Below are 21,465 nucleotides of genomic sequence, written 5' to 3'. Positions count from 1 at the left end.
GGTGTCTGCATGAGCTATCGCTATGGCGAGTACCGGGACGGGCCCGACCCGCTCGCCCCGCCGTACGACGTCCGTTCGGCGCTGGACCGGATGGGCGACGCGATCCTGTCCGGTTCCAATCCCGCGCACGCCCTGCGCGACCTGCTCAAGGAGGGCCTGCCGGGCGCGCAGGACCGTCGCGGCCTTGAGGATCTTCTCCGCGAGGTGCGGCGGCGGCGCCGCGAGCTGCGCGAGCGCGGCCGTCTCGACGGCACGCTGGAGCGGGCCAGGGCGCTGCTGGACAAGGCGATCGGCCAGGAGCGGGCCGAGCTGTTCCCCGATCCCTCGGACGAGGCCCGGCTGCGCGAGGCGGAGCTGGCCGCCCTCCCCGACGACACGGCGAGCGCCATCCGGGAGCTGGGCACCTACCGGTGGCGCTCGGCCGCCGCACAGCGGACCTTCGAGGAACTGCGCGACCTGCTGCGCAGGGAGGTGCTCGACAGCCAGTTCCGCGGCATGCGGCAGTCTCTGGCCAACCCCGACCCGGCCGCCATGGAGCGGGTCAGGGAGATGATGTCCGATCTGAACGACATGCTCGACCGGGATTCCCGGGGCGAGCACACCCAGGCCGACTTCGAGCAGTTCATGTCGAAATATGGGGACATGTTCCCGGAGTCGCCGCGGAACCTGGAGGAACTGGTCGACGCCCTGGCCCGGCGGGCCGCGGCCACCCAGCGCCTGCTGGCCTCCCTGACCCCGGCCCAGCGTGAGGAGCTCGACCAGCTGATCGAGCAGACCCTCCAGCAGGCCGGGCTGGACGAGCAGATGCGCCGCCTGGGCGAATCCCTCTACGCCCGCCGCCCCGACCTGGCCTGGAACACCCCGGAGCGGCTGAGCGGCAACGAGCCGATGGGGATGTCCGACGCCGTGAGCGCGCTGGACGAGCTCGCCGACCTGACCCAGCTGGAGGCCGCGCTCCGCCAGGACTACCCCGGCGCCCGCATGGACGACATCGACGAGGCCGCGATCCGGCGCGCCCTGGGCCGGTCGGCCGTCGACGACCTGGAGGCGCTCAAGCAGATCGAGCGCGAGCTGGAGCAGCAGGGCTACCTCCTGCGCCGGCGCGGCAAGCTGGAGCTCACCCCCAAGGCCGTACGGCGGCTGGGAGAGACCGCGCTGCGTCGCGTCTTCGCCTCCCTGGAGAGCGGGCGCCGCGGCGACCACGACCAGGTGGACGCGGGCTCGGCCGGTGAGCTCACCGGCTCCACCCGGCCCTGGCGGTTCGGCGACGAGCAGCCGATCGACGTGGTCCGCACGGTGATCAACGGCGTCCGGCGCGGCGGGAGCGGCGGCACGGTGACCCTGTCGGTCGACGACTTCGAGGTGGCCGAGACCGAGCGGCGCACGGCGGCCGCGGTGTGCCTGCTGGTCGACCTGTCCTACTCGATGGCGCTGCGCGGCACCTGGGCCGCCGCCAAGCAGACGGCGATGGCGCTGCAGGCGCTGGTGGCCTCGAAGTTCCCCCAGGACTCCGTGCAGATCATCGGCTTCTCCAACTACGCCCGGGTGCTGCAGCCCGACGAACTGGCGGGGCTGGAGTGGGACATGGTGCAGGGGACGAACCTGCACCACGCCCTGCTGATCGCCGGACGCCACCTGGACCGCCACCCCGACTTCGAGCCGGTCGTGCTCGTGGTCACCGACGGTGAGCCCACCGCCCACCTGCGGCGCAACGGCTCGGCGGCCTTCGAGTGGCCGCCCACCCAGGAGACGCTGGAGCTGACCCTCGCCGAGGTCGACAAGATGACCCGGCGCAGGGCGACGCTCAACGTCTTCATGCTCGCCGACGACGAGCGCCTGAAGGATTTCGTGAACGAGGTCGGGCGCCGCAACGGCGGCCGGGTCTTCTCCCCCGGCGCCGACCGCCTGGGAGAGTACGTCGTCAGCGACTTCCTGCGGTCCCGCCGCACCCGCTGAGCCCTGTGAGGGATCAGGCGTTGACGTAGGCGACGTAGCCGTCGAGCGCCAGATCGAAGCCGTCGCGGTGGTGGCGGTGGGAGCGGTAGCAGGGCCGCCACGCCGTGCTGTTGCCGACGCCCGCGCGGGCGTCGGCGATCGCGGAGGGGACCCGCTCGGGGGAGAGCAGGAGGCCGCCGCCGAGATAGCGGTCGCCGGTGAGGACCGTGGGGGTCGCGGGGTCGCCGCTCGCGTAGCGGCCACGGCGCCAGCCGCTCTCCTCGTCCCAGACCAGCGCGTCGCCGTCGATCAGGCGGATGGTGACGGTGCGCGGGTCGCAGGGCCCCTGCCACCAGCTCTCGACCTGGTCGCCCAGCGCCTCGACGACGAGGCGGGCGTAGCGGGACGGCTGCTCCCGCCACTCCTCGGTGTACGGCTCGACATGTTTGACACCCACGGCGGGCACTCCCTTGTGCCGTCTTACTCTGTCCGATGGAACGCCCGCCCGGCACGACCGCGACTTCACCGCCGCCGGTCTCATCACACGGGAACGAGCTCGCCCACGATCCTACTAACCCCGCGGACGTGCTCCGAGCGGAATGCGAAGATCGAAAATCTCGTACGCCGGACATCGCCCCCCTCAACCGTGACCCTTCCGTAACAACCACCCCGAAACAAACGCCGTCTACCCAGTAATGGAAAAACACGGTTCTCGAAAGGGGAGGAAGTGAGCCCGATGCTCGCGGGAGTTCTCGTGGCGCTGATGCTCATCGTCTGCGTCTGTTTCGAGTTGTGCATGGTCCCGCCCACGCGCGACAGGAACGACACCACCGAAGGTGAGTGACCCGCGCGAGCCGTACCCAGACGAGATCACCGGATACTAATGTCTGGCGCATGACAGACCTGCTGCTCTGGCTGCACATCGGTTTTGCGATCTTCGCTCTGGGGCCGATCACCGCCGCCACGATGTCCACTCCCAGATTCATCCGCGCCAAGAACGTCGGCGTCCTGCGTTATCTGCACAAGACCACGCGTCTCTACGGTTTCGCGTCCATCGGGGTCTTCCTGTTCGGGCTGCTGCTGGGCCGCGAATTTCTCGGAAAGCCGTACCTGTCGGTGTCCATGACGCTCTTCATCGTCGCCGCGGTACTGCTGATCATGGTGGACCGGGACCAGAGCACCGCCATCCGGGTCCTCGCCAGCGAGAACCCGGACGACGACGCCAAGGTGCAGGTGGGCCGGATCGCCGCACTCTCCGGTGTGATCGTGCTGATCTGGATGGTCATCCTGGTGCTGATGGTCTGGGGCGACCCGGTCTGAGCCGCCCGGCCGCCCCGCGGCTCGGTCAGAGCCCATCCCCGGGCCCCCCGGCCCTGTCGGACGGCGGCCGCCCGGCCCCCTCAGGCCCGTGCCAGGCCCGTCGCGACGGCCCGGCCGGAGCCTCCCTGCGCCTCCCCGTGCCCGTCGCTACCCCAGCGCCTGGGTGAGGTCGGCCAGCAGGTCGTCGATCGACTCGATGCCGACCGACAGGCGTACCAGGTCGCCGGGAACCTCAAGCGGCGAGCCCGCCACGGAGGCGTGGGTCATCCGGCCCGGGTGCTCGATCAGCGACTCCACGCCGCCGAGCGACTCGCCCAGGGTGAACAGCTTGGTCCGGTCGCACAGCTCGACCGCCTCGGCCTCGCCTCCGGCGACGCGGAAGGAGACCATGCCGCCGAAACGCTTCATCTGCTTGGCCGCCACCTCGTGGCCGGGGTGGTCGGCCAGGCCCGGGTAGAGCACCGAGGTCACCCGCGGATGGGCGAGCAGCAGGTCCACCACCCGCTCGGCGTTGTCGCAGTGACGGTCCATCCTCACGCCGAGCGTCTTGAGGCCGCGCAGCGTCAGCCAGGCGTCGAACGGCCCGGCCACCGCGCCCATCGCGTTCTGGTGGTAGGCGAGCTCCTCGCCCAGCCCGGCGTCCCGCGCGACGAGCGCGCCGCCGACCACGTCGGAGTGGCCGCCCACGTACTTGGTGGTCGAGTGCACCACGACGTCCGCGCCCAGCGCCAGCGGCTGCTGCAGGTACGGGGAGGCGAAGGTGTTGTCCACCACCAGCAGCGCGCCGCACTCGGTCGCGAGCTGGGCCAGGGCCGCGATGTCCGCGATGCCGAGCAGCGGGTTGGTGGGCGTCTCCACCCAAATGATCTTGGTCTTCTGGGTCACGGCGGCCGCCACCGCCGCCAGGTCGCCCAGCGGCGCCGGGTCGTAGTGCAGCCCCCAGCGCTCGTGGACCTTCGCGAACAGGCGGTAGGTGCCGCCGTAGGCGTCGTTCGGGATGATCACGTGGTCACCCGGCCTGCAGATCGTACGGAGCACCGTGTCCTCGGCCGCCAGGCCCGAGGCGAAGGCCAGGCCACGGCTGCCGCCCTCGACGGCGGCCATGGCCTCCTCCAGCGCGGTCCTGGTCGGGTTGGCCGACCGGCTGTACTCGTATCCGGCGCGCAACCCGCCCACGCCGTCCTGCTTGTAGGTGGACACCGCGTAGATCGGCGGCACCACGGCCCCGGTGTAGGGGTCGGGCTCCTGACCTGCGTGGATGGCCAGCGTCTCGAATCCATGGTTCATGGGGTCAACGCTACTCGCAGCAGCGGGGGTCCCAGGGCCGTGGGAGCCGCTCCTCACGGCCCTGCGCCACCTACTCGGCCTACTCGACGCGCTCCCCGCTGATCCGCGAGAGCAGGAGCGGGTCGGCGAGCGTCAGGGCCGCGCCGACCACGAGCCCCGCGACCAGCAGCACGATCCCGATGATGGTCATCTCTTTCCCCCTTCGACCTCTCAAGGATCGGTCACGGGCTCCCGCCGCCGCCTCCGCTGAAGAGCCGGTCCCGGCGGGGACGGTTCGGCCGAACGGCCGATATGACATCTCCTCCCCGAGGCCTAGGCTCGGGGACCGTGGGAGAAACGAGCCGGTTGGTCTACTGGGTCAAACGCCTCAGCGAGATAGCGTTGATCGGCTGGCTTGTCCTGCTCCTGCTGATCGACGTGGTCGCGGCGACGAACGGCCCCAACCCGGCGATACTGCTGAGCCCCGTGTGCGGCCTGGTGGGCGTCGTGGCGGTGGTGCGCCGCCGCCGCCGGCGGATCGGCGGGCTCGTCACCCTGCTGACGGTGTCGTTCCTGTCCTCTCTGCTCATCGGGATCACCGACGGCGACGGCAGCCCCGGCGCGGCCGAGATCGGGTCGCTGCTGGTCCTCACCGTCGGCGGGCTGCGCGCGATCGAGCCGGTACGGCGGGCCGCGCTGCTCTCCCTCGCGACGATGGTCGTGCTCGAAGCCTCCACCGCCCGCCTGAACTCCATGGGCCCGGAGCCGGCGATAGCCGTCGGCTTCCTGCTCTTCGTCTGCTGGTCCTTCGCCGCCGGGATCGGCGCCTACCTCCGCTTCCAGCTGGAGCGCCGCCGGGAGGCCGTCGACACGGTGCGGCGGTCCGAGCGCCTGGAACTGGCCAGGGAGCTGCACGACCTGGTCGCCCACCACATCACCGGGATCGTGGTGCAGGCGCAGGCCGCCAAGGTCGTCGCCGAGCAGAAGCCGGAGGCCGTGGTCCCCTCCCTGGAGGCGATCGCCAACGCCGGGGCCGACGCGCTGACCTCGATGCGCCGCCTGGTCAGCGTGCTGCGCGCGGAGGACCAGGCGGCCCGCTCACCGGGCAGCACCCTCATGGACATGCGCACGATGGTCGAGCGCTTCTCCGCCGCGGGTCCCCAGGTCACCTTCGACATCGGCCAGGGCATCACCGACGACACCGTGGCCCAGGAGGTGATGACCACCCTCCACCGGGTCCTCCAGGAGTCGCTGACCAACGTCCGCAGGCACGCCCCGGGCACCGGCTGGGTCGAGGCGGACCTGAGGCTCACCGACGGATCCGGCCTGCGCGCGTGGGCCGAGAGCGTGCGCGCCAGGACGAGGAACGGCCAGGACCCGCGAAGCCGGCGTGCCGCCTACGTCTCCGCGAGCACCTCGACCGGCGCGGGCGTGGGCGGCGCCTCGGCCACCGGGGGCGCCGTACGGCTGCGGGTGCGCAACTACGGCTCGGCGGCCGACGTCAGGATCTCCCGCCTCGGTGGCGGCTTCGGCCTGGTGGGCATGGCCGAGCGCGTCGAGGCGCTCGGCGGCCGCCTCATGGCCGGGCCCACCCCCTCCGGGGCCTGGGAGGTGATGGCGGAGTTCCCCCTCTGACCCCGGAGGCCCCCGCCCCGGGAGACCTCCCGCTGGAAACCCTCGGATCCCCCGGCGGCGCGGAGCCGGAAGACCCCCGCGTCTCCGAGAGCCGAGAGCCGGGGGCCTGAGGGCCGGGGGACCCGGCCGGGAGCACGGCTAGCGGTTGGCGAGGAAGGCCAGCAGGTCCTGGCGGGTGATCAGGCCGACGGGCTTGCCGTCGTCGAGGACGACCGCGGCGTCGGCCTTCTCCAGCGCCTCGACGGCGATGGAGACCGGCTCCCCCGCGCCGATCGTCGGCAGCGGCTGCGACATGTGGGCGGCCAGCGGGTCGGTCGGCCGCACCCGGCCCCGGTACAGGGCGTCGAGCAGGTCGCGCTCCAGGATCGAGCCGACCACCTCGGCGGCCATGACCGGCGGCTCCTCCTTCATCACCGGAAGCTGCGACACGCCGTACTCGCGCATGATCGAGATGGCCGTGTCGACCGACTCGTGCGGGTGGGTGTGCACGAACTCCGGCATGCCGGAGCGCTTCTGGGTCAGCACGTCCTTGACCAGGCCCTCCTCGCTGGAGGTGGTCAGGAAGCCGTAGTCGGCCATCCACTCGTCGTTGAAGATCTTCGACAGGTAGCCCCGGCCGCCGTCGGGCAGCAGCACCACGATCACGTCGTCCGGCCCGGCCCGCTCGGCCACGCGCAGCGCCGCGACCGTCGCCATGCCGCAGGAGCCGCCCACCAGCAGCGCCTCCTCGCGGGCCAGGCGGCGGGTCATGTTGAAGGAGTCCCTGTCGGAGATCGCGATGACCTCGTCGCAGATCGTGGTGTCGTAGTTGGCCGGCCAGATGTCCTCGCCGACCCCCTCCACCAGGTACGGGCGCCCGGTGCCCCCGGAGTAGACCGAGCCCTCCGGGTCGGCTCCGATGACCTTGACCCGGCCGCCGGAGACCTCCTTGAGGTAGCGGCCGGTGCCGCTGATCGTGCCGCCGGTGCCGACACCCGCCACGAAGTGGGTGATCCTGCCCTCGGTCTGCTCCCAGACCTCCGGGCCCGTGGAGTGGTAGTGGCTCTCGGTGTTGTGCGGGTTGGAGTACTGGTCCGGCTTCCAGGCGTTCGGCGTCTCCCTGGCCAGCCGGTCGGAGACGGAGTAGTAGGAGTCGGGGTGATCGGGAGCGACCGCGGTCGGGCAGACCACGACCTCGGCGCCGTAGGCGCGCAGAACCGAGATCTTGTCCTGGGCCACCTTGTCCGGCACCACGAACAGGCAGCGGTATCCCCGCTGCTGGGCCACGATGGCGAGGCCGATCCCGGTGTTGCCCGAGGTGGGCTCCACGATCGTGCCCCCCGGGCGCAGCTCCCCCGAACGCTCGGCGGCGTCGATCATCCGGACCGCGATGCGGTCCTTCACCGATCCCCCCGGGTTGAAGTACTCCACCTTCGCGAGCACCTGGGCGGAGATGCCCTCCGTCACCTTGTGCAGCCGGACGAGAGGGGTGTTGCCCATCAGCTCGACGAGCGAGTCATGTACGCGCACCGGGATATCACCTCGAAATACCAAAGCCTGGTCGGCTTGTTGTTGTGGTCGCCGTGATCCCATGGGGGTGGCGGGGACTCGGCTGTGTTGCCAAGGGCAACGCTACCGCCCTGTACGGAGGGAGCGACGCCACGTGATCTGGACACCGGGAGTGGCGAGGACCGCCCGCCGCATCGCCGCGGCGGCCGCGCTGGGCGGAGGGGGCCTCACCGCGCTCGGCGCGGCGACCTACGGCCTGCTGCTGGCCGAGGCACTGGTGGCCCGCCGCGCCGTCGGCCGCCCGCACGGCATGGAGGGGCCGCCGTCGGACGGCGTGTACGGGGCGTTCGGCGGCGAGCCGCTCAGGATGGCCATGCTCGGAGATTCCATCTCCGTCGGCCTGGGCACCTCCGACCCGGCGGAGACGCCCGCCGTGCTGATCGCCCACGGGCTGGCCGTGATCGCCGAGCGGCCGGTGCGGCTGACCGTCGCGGGCAGGTCGGGAGCGACCTCCGCGGAGCTGGGCGAGCAGGTGGACACGGCACTGAGGGCCCGTCCCGAGATCGCGGTCATCTTCGTCGGGGCCAACGACGTCACCTCGCAGAGCAGGCCCGCCCACGCCGTACGGCATCTGCAGAAGGCGGTCAGGCGGCTGCGGAAGGCGGGGGCGGAGGTGGTCGTGGGCACCTGCCCCGACCTCGGCACGGTCCGGCCGATCGCGCAGCCGCTCCGCTGGGTGACACGGCGGTGGAGCCGCCAGCTGGCCGCCGCGCAGACCGTCGCCGTGGTCGAGGCGGGCGGGCGGACGGTGGCCTTCGCGGACCTGCTGGGACAGGAGTTCGACACGAACCCCGCGGAGATGTTCGGCCTTGATCGTTATCACCCATCTGCTCAAGGTTATCTCCAGATTGCTTACGCGGTGCTACCTTCCGTATGCAGTGCGTTGGAACTCTGGCCCGAGCCCCGGGCCCGGCGCACTGAGTCGATCTACCTCGCGGCGGCCCAGGCCGCGGAGGAGCCCGGCGCCGAGGTCTCCGCGACCCGTGTCGCCGGACGAGCGACCGGACCTCACGGACGGTGGGTGACCATGCTCGGCCGCAGGCCGGGGATGCGGCCCAACGACGCCTGAACACGGTCACCCTCCGCTGCGAAGCCGTAACGCCTCGCCCGCATTGGAGTGGAATACCCGTGATCCGGCCCCTCGCGAAACCGGCCCTGGTGCTCGCCGGAGCTCTGGCCCTGGGCGGCTGCTCCGGCACAGAAGCGGCCACCCCGGACCATCCCACCTGGCACAACACCGAGATGAACGCGGTCAGCCGCACCACCACCGCCGGTGGCGTCGCCACGACGACCTCCATGAAGCCCGACGGCACGCTGGAGACGGTGGCCCTCGACCTGGCCACCGGCAGGAGGCTGTGGGCCCATCCCTCGACCATGGCGGGCCGCCTGCCGGGGATGGGGGTGCCCGCCCCCGCGATCGTCGAGACCTCCGCGGGACAGTCCGTCGCGGTGACGATCGACCCCGCCAGGCGGGGCCGCTGGAAGGCCACGCTCGTCGGCCTCGACGGCAGGACCGGGACGCGCAAGTGGAGCCGCCCGGTGCACTCCACCTTCGGCCCGCAGCGGTGCGGGGCGTTCGTGTGCGTGCCCGAGAACACCGCGCTCGCGAGCGCCCGCGTCGTCGTCCTCGATCCGGTGACCGGCAAGGTCATGTGGAAGATCCCCGGCATCGCCGAGGCCGAGTGGTCCGACGCCTCGCGCGTGGTGTTCCTCCGCCTGGCCCGCCACCCCGTCCTGGAGGCGCGCGACCTGAAGACGGGCAAGGCCATCTGGCGGGTTCCCGTCGAGCAGCCCCTCGGCGCCGGGGTGGACCTGTCGGGAGGCTGGTCCTTCGGCGCGACCGCGGGAAACCTCGTCGGATACGTCGCCCCCTACACCAATCCGAAGACGAGCAAGGTCTCCGCCTTCGGCCTGTTCTCCGTCAAGCTCGCCGACGGCACGGTCAACTGGATGCGCCCGTCGGTGGTCCGCGTCTACCCCAGTGGCAGCCCCGGCTTCGCGCCGGTGGTCCGCCCGGTCGACCAGGAGGGCCGCTACGGCGGGTTCGCCCGGCTGGAGGCCGACAGCGGCCGGGTCCTCGGCCAGATCTCCGCCGAGCAGGTTCCCGAGTCGGGCTGGTGGCTGGCCTTCCCGACCCGGATGGAGAAGGTCGGCTTCCTGCGGCACGGCAAGCCGGGCAACGTCTTCGACCTGCCCACCGGCCGCAACGCCGACGTCAAGGACGAGCGGGCCTGGTCCTTCTGCGTGACTGATCCCAAGCCACTCGCGCTCAAGGGCCAGAACTCCGGCTTCTACTCGGTGGCCTCGCTGTGCCAGTTCAGGCTCGCCGACGGCACGCGGGTGTCCGGCTCGGGCGCCCCGCCCCTGTGGTTCACCGGCAGCCAGAACGGCTGGCGGATGTGGCGTGACGAGAAGGGCGGCCTCCACGGGATCAAGGACGGCGACGGCACCTCCCCCGGCATGTACGGCTGATTCGTGGCCGGGCCCCCTCCCGCCCCCGGGCGGGAGGGGGCCTTGTGCTTCCCGTACAAAGTTCTGTTACACCGCCCCCTGGGCGTGGCTTCGGGCATACCGCGCGGTACGCTCCGCTGGAGGAGCAGACACGAACCCAGGAGAGCCACATGCCCGAGGCAGTCATCGTCGCGACCGCGCGCTCGCCCATCGGACGCGCCTTCAAGGGGTCCCTCAAGGACATCCGCCCCGACGACCTGACCGTACAGATCATCCAGGCCGCGCTTGCCAAGGTCCCCCAGCTCGACCCGACCACGATCGACGACCTCATGCTGGGCTGCGGCCTGCCGGGCGGCGAGCAGGGCTTCAACATGGGCCGGGTGGTCGCCACCCTGCTCGGCCTGGACAACGTGCCGGGCACCACCGTGACCCGCTACTGCTCGTCCTCGCTGCAGACCACCCGGATGGCCCTGCACGCGATCAGGGCCGGCGAGGGCGACGTGTTCGTCTCCGCGGGCGTGGAGTGCGTCTCCCGCTTCGGCAAGGGCAGTTCCGACTCGCTGCCCGACACGATGAACCCGCTGTTCGGCGAGGCCCACGCCCGCTCGCTCAGTGCCGCCGAGGGCGGCAAGGGGGTCTGGCACGACCCGCGCGAGGACGGCCAGGTGCCCGACGTCTACGTGGCGATGGGCCAGACGGCGGAGAACCTCGCCGGGCTGAAGGGCGTCTCCCGGCAGGAGCAGGACGAGTTCGGCGTCCGCTCCCAGAACCTGGCGGAGAAGGCCATCGCCAACGGCTTCTGGGAGAGGGACATCACCCCGGTGACCCTGCCCGACGGGACCGTGGTGAGCAAGGACGACGGCCCCCGGGCAGGGACCACCTACGAGGCGGTCTCCCAGCTCAAGCCGGTCTTCCGGCCGGACGGCACCGTCACCGCGGGCAACTGCTGCCCGCTGAACGACGGCGCCGCCGCCGTGATCGTGATGAGCGACACCAAGGCCGCCGAGCTCGGCGTCACCCCGCTCGCCCGGATCGTCTCCACCGGGGTGACCGGCCTGTCCCCCGAGATCATGGGCCTGGGCCCGGTCGAGGCCTCGAAGCAGGCCCTGGCCAGGGCGGGCATGGCCATCGGCGACGTGGACCTCGTCGAGATCAACGAGGCGTTCGCCGCCCAGGTCATCCCGTCCTACCAGGACCTCGGGATCGACCTCGACCGGCTCAACGTCAACGGCGGCGCCATCGCGGTCGGCCACCCCTTCGGGATGACCGGTGCCCGCATCACCTCCACGCTGATCAACAGCCTCGCCTTCCACGACAGGTCGATCGGCCTGGAGACCATGTGCGTCGGCGGCGGTCAGGGCATGGCGATGGTTCTGGAACGCCTCAGCTGAGACAGCCGGACCCGCTGAACCCGGCCGGGCGATCGGAGACCCCGATGTCCGGCCGCGGCGTCCCCTCGCCGGGGACGGCCGGTCAGCCGTGCACGTCGGGGCCGGCGCGGGTGATCGCGATCTTCAGGATCACCCGCCGGTCCCGCTCCATGGCGGCCCGGTAGTCGTCCCAGTCGGGGTGCTCGCCGGAGATGTCACGGTAGTAGCCGACCAGGAGATCCATCGCCTCGGGCAAAGAAACGATCTCCGCCACGCCGTCGATCTGGATCCACTCGCCGAAGAACTCGTCGGTCGTCACGCAGAGCGACACCTGCGGGTTCCTGCGGAGGTTGCGCACCTTCGCCGCGGTCTCCCGGGTGCTGACGATCGCGTTCCCCTCCGCGTCGAGCCCCACGGTGACCGGGGAGAGTTGCGGGCGCCCGTCGGCGTGCGAGGTCAGCATGACCGCGCGGTGGTTGGCGCGGATGAATCCGCGTGCCTTGTCATGATCCATGCGCTCATCATGGCGCACATCAAAGCCCGCACCACAGAAAGTGGCGCGGGCTTCACGAAGATAGGCGACTTACAGGTAACGGGTACGGCGATGCCGCTCGTGCTCGTGCACAATGGCGGCGGCGTAGCCGTGGGTCAGCCCGTGCTCATCGGCGAGCCAGGTGGCTCGCTCGTCACAGCGAAGGAACGACGGGCCGTTGTCGATTGCTTGGAACCACTCTGGGAGTGCGCGTCCCGTGATGTCCGGGACCCTTGCGATCAGCTTGCTCTGCGTCTCCAGTGAGTGGTTCAACGACATGGGCACCTCCACGGATAGGCTCCTTTGCTCGACAGTGCATCACGAAAGCCCAGATAGCAAGCCCCGAGATGCTCTCTTCCGTCGCGGTTCGTCTATCCCCCGTTGCCTTCCGTTCACTCACGTGTCCGCCAAGAAAAACGGGAGGCCCCGCCGGAACGTGTCCGGCGGGGCCTCCCGGCGCTGTCGTCAGTCGCTACTCGAGAAGTAGCTCAGCAGGCGCAGGATCTCCAGGTAGATCCAGACCAGGGTGACGGTCAGGCCGAAGGCCATCAGCCAGGAGTACTTCTCCGGGGCGCCGTTCTTCACCCCGCGCTCGACCTCGTCGAAGTCGAGGAGCAGGAAGAAGCAGCCGATGAGGATCGTGGCGATGCTGAACACGTAGGCCAGCGGGCCGCCCGACCGGATGCCGATGCCGTCCTCGATGAAGAAACCGGCGACCAGGTTGATGAGCATGAGGCCCATCAGGCCCAGCCCCGCGGCCACGACGAACTTGGTGAACTTCGGCGTCACGCGGATGATGCGCAGCGAGTAAACGGTGAGCATGGCGGCGAACGCCAGAGCCGTGCCGACCACCGCCTGGAAGACGATGCCGCTGTACAGATCGTTGTAGACGTGGCTGATCACGCCGACGGCGACGCCGTAGGCGACCGAGTAGCCGAGGATCAGCACGGGGTTGGTGCTGGACTTGAACGAGATGACCAGGGCGAGGATCAGTCCGACGATGACACCGGCGATCGCCGCGACCATACCGAGGTTGAGCACCCAGGCGACCGCCGCCGAGACGACGAGCGTGCCAAGGGTGATGAAACCACGCACGACCACGTCGTCGATCGTCATCGTCCGCTGTGCGGGCGGCGCGTATGACGGCGTGTTGTACATGCCCTGAAGCTGCTCAGGGGTGGGGGTCGGCGCGCCCCAGCCTTGCTGCTGGCCCTTGGCCTGCCGACTGAATACGGGGTTCTTGCTCTCCATCGCTGCCTCCACGCTGCGACCTACGCGATCAGCGTATTAGATCGGTTGTCACACGGCCGTATCGTGCCGATATCTATGTTGTCCAAGTGACCGTACGGCTACCGCCGATGTTGTCAACGAACGGGTAGCGCGCCCGGTTCCCGGGCCTCACATCTGTTTCGCCGATCGCTCGTCGAAAAGCCGCTGCGACGCCTCGACCTCGTCGAGGTTGCGGCGCGCCCACTCGCAGATGCCGGTCACGGCCACCGACAGGTCCCGCCCCATCCGGGTGAGCACGTATTCCACCGTGGGCGGCGAGGTCGGGTAGACGTTGCGCTCGACGATGCCGTCGCGCTCCAGTGCTCGCAGCGTCCGGGTCAGCATGCGCTGGTTGATCCCCTCGATCCGCGTCTTGAGCCGGGAGAACCGCTGGGCCCCGGGCCCCAGCGCCGCGATCACCAGCAGGGACCACTTGTCCCCGATGTGACCGATCACCTGGCGGGCGATCCCGTTGGCCCGGAGCATGGGCTCCAGGTTCGCCTCGTCCCTCATGGTTACTATTTTATACCTGGAACCCTTCCGAATCCCAGGCCGGGCGGCACATCGAACCGTGACCGCATCCGCACCGATCACCGGCCGACCGTCTGACGGGCGACGCGGTGCCCGCCCAGGGACGCGCGCCCTTTCACGGGAGACGGGTCGCCCCCCGCCCCGCTCGCCGTTCGTCGCCGGCCGGGTGGGTCCCCTCAACTCCGGCGAGCCTTCTCAGCGCGTCGAAAGCGCGTTCCGAGGGGGCGTCCGGCTCGGGCTGGCCGACGACGAGCTGCTGGCCCGCGAGACCGCCGACGCGGAACACCTCATAGTTGAGAGTCATCTCCCCGACCTCGCCGTGGCGATACGGAACGGACCTGTACGTCCTGCTACGGACGTCGTAGCGGGCCCACAGCCTCCGGAAGTCCTCGCTCCCCCGTGAGAGATCCTCGACCAGTTCCAGCACGAACGGGTCCGCGTGGCCCGTTCCCCCGATGGCGCGGAGGTGGGCCACCAGGTCATGGGCCTGCTGTTCCCAGTTCAGGTAGAACTCGCGTGCGACGGGGTTGAGGAAGGCCAGCCGCAGCGCGTTGTCGCAGCCGCCCACTCCTCGGTAAAGGACGGTGGCCAGTGGATTCCTGGCGAGGAGGTCGAGCCGGCGGTTCAGCACGAACGTGACCGCGTGATCACACCTCTCCATGAACCGCCGCACCGCCGGACGCAACCGGTCGGAACCGCCGACCGGCTCGCGGCCGGGGCTCCTGCGGTGCGCGAGATCGTGAAGGTGTTCGACCGCCTCGGGACCGAGCTGGAAGACCCGCGCCAGGGCTTCGAGCACCCGGACCGACGGATTGCGCTCCCGCCCCTGTTCCAGACGGATGTAGTAGTCGGTACTCACGTCGGCCAGCATCGCGACCTCGTCCCGGCGCAGTCCGGGTGTCCGGCGACGGGTCCGCGGCAGTCCCACCTGGTCGACGGTCGTGACCTCGCGTCGAGCACGGAGAAACTCCCCGAGGGTATTTTTACCGTCCATATTTCCAAGTTACGGTCAGACCTGCCAGGAGGGGAAACGCGGTGGGGTGTCCGGCTCCCGCCGGTGCGCCCGCCGCCGAGATCACCGAGCGGGCGGGCCACGGCGGCGCCGTACCCCCGCCCGTCCACCTCCCTCCACGCGAAGGGCGCCGGGATGCGGGGGCTCCTCGCCCGGTGGCGAATCCCGAACGCGCCCGGGAAAACCGATCACATTTGGGTAACCAAAAGTTTCGCGGACGCATTTGGGGTGGACGGCCGTGGCCGTTCGGCACCGGTCATGGACGGCCGGATAAACGAGGAAAGGCCCACGACCCGGTTTTCACTGGTCATGGGCCTTGTCCGGCAGATCGTCATGAGTGCCCCCGGAGGGACTCGAACCCTCACTCGAACCCTTTTAAGGGGTTTGCCTCTGCCATTGGGCTACGGGGGCGCCGTAATCATACGTAACGGACCACTCATGCGTAACTGCTCAAGGCAACCGTCGCATCACTTTCATTGGAAACCCGTGGATCGCCTCGGCTTCGGAGGGGCCCGGTCAAGGAATAGCACACCGCGGGGAACGGCGAACCCGGAGGTGGGCCTCGTCGCCCACCGCCGGGTTCGGGAGTCGGTTCCGCCCTGCGGGGCGGGGGTTCAGTTCGTCGCCGCGGCGCGGAACTCCGTGCGCGGCTCCTCGATCTCCCCCAAAGAGACGGTCTCGCGCTTGAAGAAGAGCGCCAGGGTCCAGTCGGCCGTCACACGGACCTTGCGGTTGACGGTGGGCACCCGCGACAGGTGGTAGGTGCGGTGCATGAACCACGCGGCGAGCCCGCGCAGCTTGATCCCGTAGACGTTGGCGACGCCCTTGTGCAGGCCCAGACCGGCGACGGAGCCGACATACCTGTGCCGGTAGTCGGCGAGCTCCCGCCCGCGCAGGCTCCGGGTGATGTTGTCCGCCAGGACCTTGGCCTGCCGCACGGCGTGCTGCGCGTTGGGCGCGCAGTACTGGCCGGGGTTGGTCAGGTCGGGCACCCCCGCCACGTCTCCGGCCGAGTAGGCGTCCTCGACGCCGGCCACGGTCAGGCGGGAGGTCGTCTTGATCCGGCCGCGCTCGTCGAGCGGCAGGTCCCCGGCGTTCACGACCGGGCTGGGCTTCACCCCCGCGGTCCACACGATGGTGGCGGCCTCGAACTCCTCGCCGTCGGAGAGCTTGACCAGGCCGCCTTCGCAGGACTCGAGGCGGGTGTTCATCTTGACCTCGATGCCGCGCTCGCGCAGCTGCTCGGCGGTCCACGCGCCCATCTCGGGGCCGACCTCGGGGAGGATGCGGTCGGTGGCCTCGACGAGGATCCAGCGCATGTCCTCGCGGGAGATGTTCCGGTAGTAGCGGGTGGCGTCGACCGCCATGTCCTCCAGCTCGGCGAGCGCCTCGACGCCCGCGAAACCCCCGCCGATCACGACGAAGGTCAGGGCACGCCTGCGCAGGGCCTCGTCCTCGTCGCTCTCGGCCCGGTCGAGGAGCTCGAGCACCCGGTTGCGCAGCGCGATCGCCTCGCCGACCGTCTTGAAACCGATCGCGGCGTCGGCCAGGCCGGGGATGGGGAGCGTACGGGAGATCGATCCGGCGGCCATGACCACGATGTCGTAGTCGATCTCGTGCGGTGTGCCGACGTTGGGGGCGAAGGTGACGGACTTGGCCGCGTGGTTGACCTTGGAGACCCTGCCGTTGAGGATCGTCGCCTTCGAGAGCACGCGGCGGAGCGGGACGACCACGTGCCGGGGCGAGAGGTTTCCCGCGGCGGCCTCGGGGAGGAAGGGCTGGTAGGTCATGTGGGATTCGGGGGTCAGGACGGTGATGCGCACGCTTCCTTCGCGGAGTTCCTTGCGGAGGGTGTGCTGCAGGCGCAGCACGGTGTAAAGGCCGACGTAGCCTCCACCGACGACCACGATGTGCTTGGAGTTGCGGTTCACTTCGACGCCATCCTTAAGTTTCATAGCTTGTGAAACCTTTCACAAGCATACGCTCGGGCCTCCGATCGCGCCAGCCGCTCATGTGGCAATCTGACCAGAATTTCCGCTACCGGCTAGAAACACCCACTCTTCTCAACAGAATTCCTGCTGATCTTCTCTTTGTGATCGAGTTCACAAGCCGCGAAGCGCGTTCGCCCTGGTGAAGAGATCGTCGAGCATCCGCGCGGTCACCCGGCCGGTGAAGGTGTTCTGCTGGCTGGGGTGATAGCAGCCGAGAAGATGTGCGGAACTTCCCAGGGGGGAGGTGATCTCCACCTCCGCGCCGTGCCCGAAGGGCGGTCTCGGCCGCGGCAGGGCGTACCCGGCGTCCTTCAGCGCGGGCCAAATCGCCTGCCAGGCGAAGCCTCCGAGCGCGACGACCACCCGTACGTCCGCCGAGACCAGGGCGACCTCGCGGGACAGCCAGGGGAAGCATGCGGACCGCTCGGCGGGCTCGGGCTTGTTGGCGGGGGGAGCGCACCGGACCGCCGCCACCATCCGCGCGCCGATGAGCCGCTGGCCGTCCCCCGCGCGAAGGCTGGTCTCCTGTACGGCCAGGCCCGTCCGGTACAGCGAGGCGAACAGCCAGTCGCCGCTGCGGTCGCCGGTGAAGATCCTCCCGGTCCTGTTGCCGCCGTGCGCCGCCGGTGCCAGCCCGACGATGAGGATCTCGGGCCTCTCGTCGCCCCACCCGGCGATGGGCCGGCCCCAGTAGGTCTCCTCGGCGAACGCCCGCCTTTTGACCGTCGCCACCTCCTCACGCCACTCCACCAGGCGCGGGCAGGCCCGGCAGACCGACTGCGCGGCCGTGAGCTCCGCGAGGGTACGGCTCTCCCCCGCGAGTTTCCGCACCTCGGCGGGGTCGTGCGCGACCGGGGTGTCGGGACGGGCGGGATCGTCGGGCCAGCCGGATCCGGGAGGAACGTGGGTCATCCCTCGATGGTGCCCGACGCGGGAGACCACGAGGTCCACACCCCGTCGCTCGCGCCGCACGGTCTCCGGAACGCGCACTCCGCAGGACGGGCGCGGAAACGCGAGAGGCGGCGCCCGCTGGATGCGGGCGCCGCCTCTCGTCTCACTCGGGACGCGGCCCGGCGTCAGCCGCCGGGCACGCTACCTCGACCTACCGTGCCATCAGGCGGTGGTGGTAGCCGTGGCGGTCGGGGTGGGAGTGGGGGTGGGGGTGGGGGTCGGCGTGGGGGTCGGAGCGACCTTGCAGACGACCTTGGCCACCGCGGTGCCGGTGGTCGGGCCACCGGCGATGTCGATCGCGCGCCTGGACTCGCCGGAGACCGAGGCGGTCCAGCTGTCGAACACCCGCTCACGCTGCGGGCCGTGACCGCTGAAGTAGGCGTGCTTCCAGTCGCCCGCCACACCGTCGCGGATCCAGCGGTACTTCACGGTGGTGCGACCACTCGCGCTGAGCACGGCGCTGAACGTACGGGTCGTCGGGCAGGTGCCCTCGTAGGCGGCCGGAGCGTCGACGGAGGCCCAGACCTTCGGCGACGTGTCCTTGCACCAGATCTTGAAGTAGGCGCGGTTGGAGGAGGCCTCCACCGGGCCGACGATCTGCAGCGAGGCCCAGCCCCTGAAGTCGTCACGGGGCCTGATCACGTGGAAGACCTTGCGCGAGCCGTCGACGCGGACGGAGTCACGGTCGACGACGTGGCCGTTGACGACCCAGCGGTAGTGCACCCAGCGGACGCCGGAGGCGTGGATGCGACCGACCAGGACAGCCTTGCAGTTGCCCTCGTCGACCCACACCTGAGCGCCGACGCGGGGGTTGATGATCTCGTGCTTGTCCTCGCCGGAACCACAGGCGACCGAGAAGTAGCCCTTCGAGGACTTCACGCCGCGCGGGGCAAGGACCTGGATGGCCTGCCAGCCCTTGACGTTGCCCTTGAAGGTGGCCTTCTCCTTGACCGTGAAGCTCTTGACGCCCTTGCCGCGGAAGGTGAAGGACTTCACCTTGCTCTTGGAGCCGTCTCCACGCAGCCACCGGTAGGCGACCGTGGTCTTGCTCTTGACGGCCTTCACCTTGATCTTCGAGGAGAAGGTCACGTTGACGGGGCACTCACCCGCGTACTTCGCGGGGGAGGCCTTGGGGGTGCCGGCAAAGACGGCGGGCCTCGGCTTGGCGGCGGCCGAGGCCACCTTCCCCGCCTGGCTCGATCCACTGGCCGCCGCTGCGGGCGTGGCCAGCATGCCTACTGCCATGGTTGCCAGCATGGCCGCGCTGGCTCCTGCTGCGGCTAGCTTGCTTGCTAGTCCGGACTTCATGAGGGGATGCTCCGTTCGTTGGGAGGCAAGATCGCTCGGGAGACGGTTGCCGCGCCGACAACAGCTGTGCCGGGCCCCACGGCAAAGCCTCGCTAAAGCTTCTTTACCTAACCATAAACGGGAAGCTTTCCTCAATACTCCCTAAACAGGTGAAATGTCTAGGTCTTGTTATGAATCGGCGAGCGACCACGCGATGCCGTCGAGGATGTCGTGCTCACTGGCGACGACATCGCCGAAGCCGTACCGGGTCACTATCCGGTCCAGGATGAGCGCGCCCGCCCCGATCACGTCGACCCTTCCGGGATGCATGAGGGGAATCGCCGCCCGGCGTTCAACGGTCATTCCAAGCAACCGCTCGGCGATGTCATGTACTTGACCTGCGGAAATTCGCGAGTGGTGAATTTTCTCCGGATCGTATTCCGGCAGGTCGAGCGCTATTCCGGCGACGGTGGTGACGGATCCGGCGAGCCCGACCATCGTCAGCGCCCGCTCCACGGGCACCTCGGCCGCGACCCGGTCGAGCGCGTCGTCGATGTCGGCGGTCATCGCCTCGATCGCCTCCGCCGACGGAGGGTCACCCGCGTCGCGCAGGTGGCGCTCGGTCAGCCGGACGCACCCGATGTCGACCGACAGCGCGGCCTCCACGTGTGTCGAACCGAGCACGAACTCGGTCGAGCCGCCGCCGATGTCGACCACGAGGTACGGCGGGCGGGTGCCGTCGGGGGCGGGCAGGCCCGTCTCGTACGAGAACCGCACCAGGTCGCGGGTGGCCCCTGCGAACGAGAGTTCCGCCTCCTCCGCGCCGGTGATCACCTCGGGCTCGACCCCGAAGATGTCGCGCACGCCGTCGACGAAGTCCTGCCGGTTGGCGGCGTCCCTCGTCGCGCTGGTGGCGACCACGCGGACCGCGGAGGCCCCGTGCCGGTCGATGAGGCCGGCGTAGCCGCGCATCGCGGCGAACGTGCGCTCCAGGGCCTCAGGCGCGAGCCTGCCGGTCTCGTCGACCCCCTGGCCCAACCGGACGATCTCCATCCGGCGCTCCAGGTCGATCAGCCTGTCCCTGCCGATGTCGGTGACGAGCAGACGGACGGAGTTGGTGCCACAGTCGATCGCGGCGACGCGGATCACTCGGTCTCCTTCGTGGTCGGTGCCGCGGCTTGGGCACACGGTGTCACGTCCCGGGCGACGCACGGCCCGGCGGACCACCAGTCGCCGAGCGCGTCGAGGGCCTCGCGGCCGAAGGGGTTGCTCCCCGGAACCGCCAGCTCGTGCCCGACCAGGGCGTGCAGGCACTTCACCCGGGTGGGCATGCCCCCGGTGCTCTGCATGTCGCGGGGCAGCGGCTCCAGGCCGTCCTCGGCGGCCGCCCTGTCGCGGCGCGCCACGTAGTCGTCGTGGGCGGCCCGGTACGCCTCGGCCAGCTCCGGATCGCCGGCGAGCCTGGCCTGCATGTCCCGCATCAGCCCCGAGGTCTCCAGCGTGCCGATGGCCGAGGCGGCCCGGGGGCAGGTCAGGTAGAACAGGGTCGGGAAGGGCGATCCGTCGGGCAGTCTCGGGGCGGTCTCGACGACGTCGGGAAGCCCGCACGGGCAGCGGTGCGCCACCGCGCGCAGTCCTCGCGGCGCCCGGCCGAGCTGTCGCTCCACCGCCGCCACGTCGCGATCATCAACCATTCGTGACACCCCCTGAAAGACGACACCCAGGGTATCGGCGTCACCCGGCGGCCTTGGCCGCCTTCTGCCCCCTGCCGCTGTCGGCGGCCTTGACCGAGTCCCACAGCGTCTCGTACCACGGTGGCCTGGCGACGGCCTTCCGCTCGCCGGCCGTGCCCTTGCCCGGCGAGGGAGAGCCTCCCATGACGACGTAGCACTTCTGCCCGGGGTCGCAGTAGAAAAGGCGCTCCCTGCCCTGCCGCTTGATGAAGCCGGGGTCGAGAAGCTGCTTGGCGCGGTCGTCCAGGGCTTTGATCGCGGCGATCTCCCTGGCCTTCTCCTGCTCCAGCTGGGCGATCTGGCGGCGCTGGGCGACGTACTCCCTGATGGGGTAGGCGAGGCTCATCGCGATCGCGCACACCACGATCGCGAGCACCGCGGCCCGTCCCGTCAGCTGCGGCCGTGTCGCCATGCGCCCTCCTCCGTCTCCACGCTCTCGTGGCGTCGTCCACCGTGCCCCGCGCGGTGGACGCGACACCGGCGGGGACCGATCTCCCCGCGTCGATCCGGTATCGGTCCCTTGTGTCGGCCTCTCCGCGCCGGTGCCCCCTCGCCCGGGCTGGGGCGGGGAGATCGGCGTCCGTACGCGGTGTGGCCGGCGGTGCGGCTCGCGCCCGGGCGGGCGCGAGCCGCC

20 protein-coding genes and 1 tRNA gene are annotated in these 21,465 nt (G+C 70.2%); 6 read left to right on the top strand and 15 right to left on the bottom strand.

The window, feature by feature from the left end; genetic code table 11:
• Nucleotides 1-9: 9 nt before the first annotated feature.
• Entirely contained in the window at nt 10-1,956 is a 1,947-nt protein-coding gene (locus ACTOQ1_RS17210; RefSeq protein ID WP_440068250.1) for a vWA domain-containing protein, read from the top strand.
• A gap of 13 nt (nt 1,957-1,969) precedes the next feature.
• On the opposite strand, the gene ACTOQ1_RS17205 is transcribed toward ACTOQ1_RS17210, so the two are convergent.
• Nucleotides 1,970-2,392 (bottom strand): DUF6292 family protein, encoded by a 423-nt coding sequence (locus ACTOQ1_RS17205; protein WP_440068249.1) that lies wholly within the window; start codon nt 2,390-2,392, stop codon nt 1,970-1,972.
• A gap of 437 nt (nt 2,393-2,829) precedes the next feature.
• Between ACTOQ1_RS17205 and ACTOQ1_RS17200 the strand changes: the two genes are divergently transcribed.
• On the top strand, nt 2,830-3,255 hold the full coding sequence (locus tag ACTOQ1_RS17200; protein ID WP_440068247.1) for a hypothetical protein: 426 nt from the start codon (nt 2,830-2,832) through the stop codon (nt 3,253-3,255).
• 147 nt (nt 3,256-3,402) lie between these two features.
• Here ACTOQ1_RS17200 and ACTOQ1_RS17195 read toward each other — a convergent pair whose 3' ends face one another.
• A complete protein-coding gene (locus ACTOQ1_RS17195; protein WP_440068245.1) occupies nt 3,403-4,542 on the bottom strand; it encodes a cystathionine gamma-synthase in 1,140 nt (379 codons plus the stop codon).
• Nucleotides 4,543-4,869: 327 nt separating this feature from the next.
• On the opposite strand from ACTOQ1_RS17195, the gene ACTOQ1_RS17190 reads away from it, so the two are divergent.
• Nucleotides 4,870-6,156 (top strand): sensor histidine kinase, encoded by a 1,287-nt coding sequence (locus ACTOQ1_RS17190; RefSeq protein ID WP_440068243.1) that lies wholly within the window; start codon nt 4,870-4,872, stop codon nt 6,154-6,156.
• A gap of 138 nt (nt 6,157-6,294) precedes the next feature.
• Here ACTOQ1_RS17190 and ACTOQ1_RS17185 read toward each other — a convergent pair whose 3' ends face one another.
• A complete protein-coding gene (locus tag ACTOQ1_RS17185; RefSeq protein ID WP_440068241.1) occupies nt 6,295-7,665 on the bottom strand; it encodes a cystathionine beta-synthase in 1,371 nt (456 codons plus the stop codon).
• Between the two features lie 133 nt (nt 7,666-7,798).
• Between ACTOQ1_RS17185 and ACTOQ1_RS17180 the strand changes: the two genes are divergently transcribed.
• The 3 genes from ACTOQ1_RS17180 (at nt 7,799) to ACTOQ1_RS17170 (ending at nt 11,546) form a co-directional block, all read left to right on the top strand.
• A complete protein-coding gene (locus tag ACTOQ1_RS17180; RefSeq protein WP_440068239.1) occupies nt 7,799-8,773 on the top strand; it encodes an SGNH/GDSL hydrolase family protein in 975 nt (324 codons plus the stop codon).
• Nucleotides 8,774-8,832: 59 nt separating this feature from the next.
• Complete coding sequence (locus tag ACTOQ1_RS17175) at nt 8,833-10,176, top strand: outer membrane protein assembly factor BamB family protein (RefSeq protein ID WP_440068237.1); 1,344 nt, start codon at nt 8,833-8,835, stop codon at nt 10,174-10,176.
• Nucleotides 10,177-10,325: 149 nt separating this feature from the next.
• Nucleotides 10,326-11,546: an acetyl-CoA C-acetyltransferase gene (locus tag ACTOQ1_RS17170; RefSeq protein ID WP_440068235.1), complete on the top strand. Its 1,221-nt coding sequence runs from the start codon at nt 10,326-10,328 to the stop codon at nt 11,544-11,546.
• An 82-nt stretch (nt 11,547-11,628) separates the two neighbouring features.
• On the opposite strand, the gene ACTOQ1_RS17165 is transcribed toward ACTOQ1_RS17170, so the two are convergent.
• The 12 genes from ACTOQ1_RS17165 to ACTOQ1_RS17110 all read right to left on the bottom strand — a co-directional run bounded on the left by ACTOQ1_RS17165 (nt 11,629) and on the right by ACTOQ1_RS17110 (nt 21,243).
• Nucleotides 11,629-12,039: a PPOX class F420-dependent oxidoreductase gene (locus ACTOQ1_RS17165; protein WP_440068234.1), complete on the bottom strand. Its 411-nt coding sequence runs from the start codon at nt 12,037-12,039 to the stop codon at nt 11,629-11,631.
• Between the two features lie 69 nt (nt 12,040-12,108).
• On the bottom strand, nt 12,109-12,336 hold the full coding sequence (locus ACTOQ1_RS17160; RefSeq protein ID WP_329093696.1) for a DUF4287 domain-containing protein: 228 nt from the start codon (nt 12,334-12,336) through the stop codon (nt 12,109-12,111).
• 186 nt (nt 12,337-12,522) lie between these two features.
• Nucleotides 12,523-13,308, bottom strand: a complete 786-nt coding sequence (locus ACTOQ1_RS17155; RefSeq protein WP_362684943.1) for a Bax inhibitor-1/YccA family protein — start codon at nt 13,306-13,308, stop codon at nt 12,523-12,525.
• Between the two features lie 147 nt (nt 13,309-13,455).
• The gene (locus ACTOQ1_RS17150) at nt 13,456-13,839 is read right to left on the bottom strand and encodes a winged helix-turn-helix transcriptional regulator (protein WP_440068231.1); all 384 of its coding nucleotides are present in this window, start codon (nt 13,837-13,839) and stop codon (nt 13,456-13,458) included.
• 133 nt (nt 13,840-13,972) lie between these two features.
• On the bottom strand, nt 13,973-14,851 hold the full coding sequence (locus ACTOQ1_RS17145; protein ID WP_440068230.1) for a helix-turn-helix domain-containing protein: 879 nt from the start codon (nt 14,849-14,851) through the stop codon (nt 13,973-13,975).
• A gap of 356 nt (nt 14,852-15,207) precedes the next feature.
• Nucleotides 15,208-15,280, bottom strand: a tRNA-Leu gene (locus ACTOQ1_RS17140).
• A 203-nt stretch (nt 15,281-15,483) separates the two neighbouring features.
• Nucleotides 15,484-16,824, bottom strand: coding sequence for an NAD(P)/FAD-dependent oxidoreductase (locus ACTOQ1_RS17135; RefSeq protein ID WP_440068228.1), 1,341 nt, complete (start codon nt 16,822-16,824; stop codon nt 15,484-15,486).
• A gap of 147 nt (nt 16,825-16,971) precedes the next feature.
• Nucleotides 16,972-17,772, bottom strand: coding sequence for a uracil-DNA glycosylase (locus tag ACTOQ1_RS17130; protein WP_440068226.1), 801 nt, complete (start codon nt 17,770-17,772; stop codon nt 16,972-16,974).
• Nucleotides 17,773-17,973: 201 nt separating this feature from the next.
• On the bottom strand, nt 17,974-19,056 hold the full coding sequence (locus ACTOQ1_RS17125) for a hypothetical protein (protein ID WP_440068224.1): 1,083 nt from the start codon (nt 19,054-19,056) through the stop codon (nt 17,974-17,976).
• A 231-nt stretch (nt 19,057-19,287) separates the two neighbouring features.
• Nucleotides 19,288-20,247, bottom strand: a complete 960-nt coding sequence (locus tag ACTOQ1_RS17120) for a Ppx/GppA phosphatase family protein (protein ID WP_440068222.1) — start codon at nt 20,245-20,247, stop codon at nt 19,288-19,290.
• A complete protein-coding gene (locus ACTOQ1_RS17115) occupies nt 20,244-20,792 on the bottom strand; it encodes a DUF501 domain-containing protein (RefSeq protein ID WP_440068220.1) in 549 nt (182 codons plus the stop codon). Before ACTOQ1_RS17115 ends, ACTOQ1_RS17120 begins: the two co-directional genes overlap by 4 nt.
• Before the next feature lie 40 nt (nt 20,793-20,832).
• Nucleotides 20,833-21,243 (bottom strand): FtsB family cell division protein, encoded by a 411-nt coding sequence (locus ACTOQ1_RS17110; protein ID WP_362684919.1) that lies wholly within the window; start codon nt 21,241-21,243, stop codon nt 20,833-20,835.
• Nucleotides 21,244-21,465 lie beyond the last annotated feature (222 nt).

Source organism: Streptosporangium sp. OZ121 (assembly GCF_051918885.1).
Lineage (GTDB): Bacteria > Actinomycetota > Actinomycetes > Streptosporangiales > Streptosporangiaceae > Streptosporangium.
The sequence above is the reverse complement of the archived record's forward strand: the minus strand, read 5'-3'. Positions and strand labels throughout refer to the sequence as shown.